Annotated in this window: 3 protein-coding genes and 1 pseudogene; 3 read left to right on the top strand and 1 reads right to left on the bottom strand. The window is 52.2% G+C overall.

The features are described from left to right. The first annotated feature begins 96 nt into the window (after positions 1-96). From C2I19_RS19665 to C2I19_RS19655, 3 genes are read left to right on the top strand one after another with little or no spacing between them, the layout of a single operon-like run. Positions 97-1,152 carry a hypothetical protein gene (locus C2I19_RS19665; protein WP_199181289.1) on the top strand — a complete coding sequence of 352 codons (1,056 nt, stop codon included), beginning with the start codon at positions 97-99 and terminating at the stop codon, positions 1,150-1,152. 9 nt (positions 1,153-1,161) lie between these two features. Continuing rightward, on the top strand, positions 1,162-3,078 hold the full coding sequence (locus tag C2I19_RS19660) for a prenyltransferase/squalene oxidase repeat-containing protein (protein WP_103904303.1): 1,917 nt from the start codon (positions 1,162-1,164) through the stop codon (positions 3,076-3,078). Continuing rightward, positions 3,059-4,486: a hypothetical protein gene (locus tag C2I19_RS19655; protein WP_103904302.1), complete on the top strand. Its 1,428-nt coding sequence runs from the start codon at positions 3,059-3,061 to the stop codon at positions 4,484-4,486. The genes C2I19_RS19660 and C2I19_RS19655 overlap by 20 nt, the downstream gene beginning before the upstream one ends. 48 nt (positions 4,487-4,534) lie before the next feature. Here the strand turns inward: C2I19_RS19655 and C2I19_RS19650 are convergent. After that, positions 4,535-4,677, bottom strand: a pseudogene (locus C2I19_RS19650) (IS1595 family transposase); the annotation flags it as partial.

Raw genomic sequence — 4,677 nt, 5'->3', positions numbered from 1 at the left:
CACAATATCAAAGCGGCACGCGAACAACTGGGTTGGTCGCCAGACCAGTTACTGGCGCTATGCAAGCTGGCATGAGATAGCATTGAATGGCCCTGAGTGGAGACCCCCGCCAGATTCTGGCTGGGATTCAACAACGTCATAAAAAAACTGCAGCAGGATCAGAAGCTGGTGATAAAAGTCACCGAGAGCATGCCGAGTGTAGACGAAGCCAAAGAGAAAGAGTTGGCGCTACAGTTCGTCAAGGAAGATATCCTGAAAAGTTTTTTTAGCGCCACGCTCAAGTCTAACGACGACAGCAATCCACAGGCGAAATCCGCCAGCAATGCCATTTTGGATTCGCTGATCGCCAGCGACAAGAAAGAAGGTGAGAAAGGTGGTCTGCTCCCCTGCGCCTCGCTAGAGATCAAGCTGGTGCGAATGGAGGAAACCAAGAGCCTGAACTTCAACTACACATCATCTAAAGCCATCAGTCAGTCCGCAGTACCGCAAAACTTCATCGGCAGCGATATTCTTCATGCCAAGAAAACCGCTCCTTACTTTATTCAAGTCAACATCAACGATCCATTCTTCCAACAACTAGACCTTACCGTACTCGGACCGGACAACTTCGAGGAATACGGCATAAAAGCAGCAATCTTCAACATCCACTATAACGACAAGGTTTATACCGCCGATCCCTTTGTTGCCGATGACAGCAAATGGACCAAACGCATTGCCCGCAGCAGCGACAAGAATGCGCTATTCCATGTCACCAGCGAATTTGCCTTCAAATCCGCCGCCTCCTCCGGCTGGGAAGGCAACAGCAGTTATCAGCTACAGTCTAAATCGGCATCGACCCTGCTAAATATGGATCCAGGGTCGGTCCTAACCTTCAACGAGATCAGCATCCTATTTGACCGAAAATTCTCTTGGGAAAACTATAACCAGGTACTTGTTGAGCTGAATTATCGGGATGATAAAGGAAGCAAAAAAACCAAGAAATATTCATTTACCAGCTCCAAGCACGATAGCCAGATTTTCAAATACCGATACTTAACGGAAAAGCCTTGGGTGGTCAATTATAAACTGATTTATTTTCTGGTAGGCGGAGAAACTGTAGAAAGGGATGGTAGCGAAAATCCGCCGGCTATAATCATCTCCAACTTAGCCTAGATGAACGCTATGGTCGACTACAACGCAGTGTTGCCAACCACATGGAATGCCTTGGTCAAAGCCCTGTGTCGGGAAGCGCCCTATCTACAAACCACCTTGGCCCCTGACATTGCCCGCTTTGGCCAAGTGAAGATGGCGTCCGGCTGTTTATACACGACTTTTACCACCAGCCTGCTGGGTTATAACGGCTGCCCGTTGGAGTTTACTGTCTCGTCGGCTAAACCACAGGATCTCTCCTGCACACTGGATCCATTTTTTCCGCTCTACGCAGACTCCCGCACGATCGATGAGTTTGCGCGACGCTGTCGTGCGATCACTACCGCCTCGTTCCCCGATCCTGCTACCAGTCTGGAAACGATCCGGAGCATGCAACGCGGGGGAGAACTACCGTTGCGCTTCGGATCCTGGCTGGGGCGCAAGTACGCGCCAGGCCAGGTCAAAACCAAGGTGTATTCCGAAGCGCCCGCCGGCGCTTCGGACCTACACGGTTGGTTGAATGCTCCGCTCGCCGTTAACGAGTGCCGGGAAGCGGGACTGGCTTTGCTAATGATTGGCTACTATCCGGATCTGATCGACTCGCCGCGCGAATATTACTACCAATGGCACAGCGCACTGATAACGTGTGATGATATTGCTGCCGTAATGCGCCTGTTTGGCTGCGAAACATGGTTCCCTGGACTGGCCCACCTTCTGAATCGCGCGCTGCGGCAAACGCCGGGTCAACAGGACTTTCCCCATACCACCTACGGCTTCAGCCTAGGGTATTCGCCGGACGGCAGTCTGGAAAGCTTCACATTGTTCACCATAGCGGCCAGCTTCTTTGGCGATAACCGGCGAGTTTTCGACAGCGTCGCCGAATTGCTAATACCCTGCAAACATTCCATGCCGCTGTTACACAGAGCAGTGGCCGAGCAGATCCCGTTGCAATACAACGTCGTCGGCTTCTCCATCGATCGCCACGGCGATGAAAGTATCAGTTGCACCTTCAGCCCGCAAAATACGCATTTTGAGACGATTCCGCTCAACGCACGCGTGAATGCGACCGTCACCGCACCGTTGGAGCTGGCGGAACTGCTCGCACAGCAATCCGCCAGCGGCGCTTTTCCCGCACACGTCCGCACCCCGGACGGCCGTTGGCATCCGGATGAAAACGCGTTTGTCACCGCCCAGGTATTGCGCACGCTGGACTACACATCGCAGACTGCGCCCCATATAGAAAAGGCACTTGATTTTCTACTCGAGTGCGAGAGCCGTCCTCACCATTTCTGCTTTTGGCCCACCTCGGCGCATCCCAACTGGATGGCGGGCCAACGGATCGACGCTGACATCGATGATACCGCTATCATCACTGAGCTGTTGTACCGATTCGGTCGGCGCACATTGACGCAAGCCAGGCAGACGCTGACGCAGATGCAGGCTTACCAGGTACAACGCGTCGAACGCCGCCTGAATGCGCCGCAACACCAATGGGCGGAGTGTTACGCCTTTCACACCTGGATGAGAGAAGATTGCGATATCGGTCAACTGGACTGCTGCGTGAATACCAACGTGCTGATCTTGATCCATGCGCTCATAGCCGGTAATAGCGATGTGCCGCCGGCCTATCCGCGCATTATTCAGATGTTGAATCAGGCACTGCGTTGGAGCGACGGCCATTATGACAGGATCCGCACTTTAACCCCTTACTACGCCCACCCGCATGAGTGGCTCACAACGCTGGAATACGCTAAATGGCGCGGCCTGTCGGAACTCTCCCCCGCAGTTAACGCCCTGGCCGCCTGGCGTCTGGCAATGGCAAGCAGTGAAAGCCCACTTTATTGCCGCCACGATGGACATTTTCTTTGGACTTCCACCTGCCTGAATCAATTCAGGCAACTGGCACGCTTCCCTTCCCTGGAAGACCGTTATGAATACCTTTCTCAATGATCTGGTGACACTAAACAAAGTCATTCTGGACAATGCACGGAAACAGTTTCCTGACTCCGAGGCCTCGCACCTGCGTAATCGTGCCGCGCCTGTTCCCATGGCAGATGAGTTGCTAGCAGATGTTGGCACCGAGATCGTATCGGGAGAGACTCGCTACCAAATCGCCACCAGCAACGATGGCACGCATTGGCACATGATAGTGGACCTAGTCCTCAGCAGGCCTGTACCGCAAATACCTTATATAGTCCTGACCTTCGACACCTTCGGTAAGGTCGAAGAGATGATCTTCAACCAGATTTTGCAGAATGACCCGCCAAACCGTTATCGGGCACAACTTGATCTGAATCTCCTGATACAGCGTGATGCGCTGCTACGCGCCCTATCGGATTACGGCGCGCAGACGACTTTAGTCGTCGCCATCGTTACCGATCATGGCCTCATCAACACCGTTACTTCGCCAAAAATCTTCTACTTTGCTGAGAACTACTATCCCTATATTTATCAGGGTATCTTGCCGCCCCCCCCGCGCTTGCAACTCACTTTTATCTCGCTGGCTTATGGGCAGGTTTGGTACCAATACTATCAGGACTATGTGCGCAAGAATTACCTTTATTATCTGCCGGATACCTTTCTGCTAGCCACCAACGCCACCGATGATGACAAACCAATGCTGTCAATCTCGTTTTTTGCGACGCCTAATGCGACATCCCTCAACGATGTTAACGTAGTGTTCGATTATTTCCTGTCGCCGAAGGTCAATCAGGCGCGCATTGCTAATGCTACCGTACAGTTCACTCAAATGGAACCGGAAGGCAAGCTGGTGCCATTTGCCAACGCCGACACCCTAACACTGCAACTGGGCCTGCCTAACGGTAAAACGGAGGAGAAAAACGCGCTGATCAATCTACAAAGTGGCATCGTGGATTCTTTCATGCTACCAGCCAGCCAGTTCGGCTTAATTTGGGATGCCTTCTTCAATCACTCACCACAAAAACTCTTGCTCAGGGGATATCTGGCGGTGCAGTTCACAGGTTTCAATCCGGTCGACATTCCGGTGATGCTGGTGCTGGAAGAAAAATACCAAAACAGGCTACCGGACTTCATCAAGCAATCCGCGCCGGTGGACATCAAGAAAGCTGTTGAATTCCGTAGTGACAGCAACGCCTACGATCTCTCAGGGCCGCGACCAATCAAACGCATGCTGATCAGTATCGACAACCAAACCATAGAGCTGGATATAGAACACTCCTCTCAATCGGTTGATATAAAGATATCCGTGCTGGAGTTAATCCTGAACCCTAACAAGAATTTGGTATATCTCTATGATTTGCAGATTATCTATGTCGATGGTGGCAAAAAAACCTCCAACGACAACAAGTCAAACTTCGAGATTATTTACGTGCCCTGACCTCCTTCTACAATTGGAAGAAGAAATACGGCAACCTGGACGACAGCTCATGATGGGAATCTGATCCGGTCCGGCTCCCCGGGTTTGGCCAACGTCACCCCGCTGGCGCGACACGCGTGGGAGGTGTCGCTGCCCTTTGAATGATTCCAGGATGAAGGTCTCATCCACTTCGACGATCCCCCGGGCCTGCG

It is taken from the genome of Chromobacterium alticapitis, from assembly GCF_002924365.1.
Lineage (GTDB): Bacteria > Pseudomonadota > Gammaproteobacteria > Burkholderiales > Chromobacteriaceae > Chromobacterium > Chromobacterium alticapitis.
This window is presented reverse-complemented; position numbering and strand designations above follow the sequence as displayed.

Coding starts and splice junctions, on each gene's coding strand:
- C2I19_RS19660 (WP_103904303.1), top strand. CDS start 1,162: ATGGTCGACTACAACGCAGTGTTGCCAACCACATGGAATGCCTTGGTC.
- C2I19_RS19655 (WP_103904302.1), top strand. CDS start 3,059: ATGAATACCTTTCTCAATGATCTGGTGACACTAAACAAAGTCATTCTG.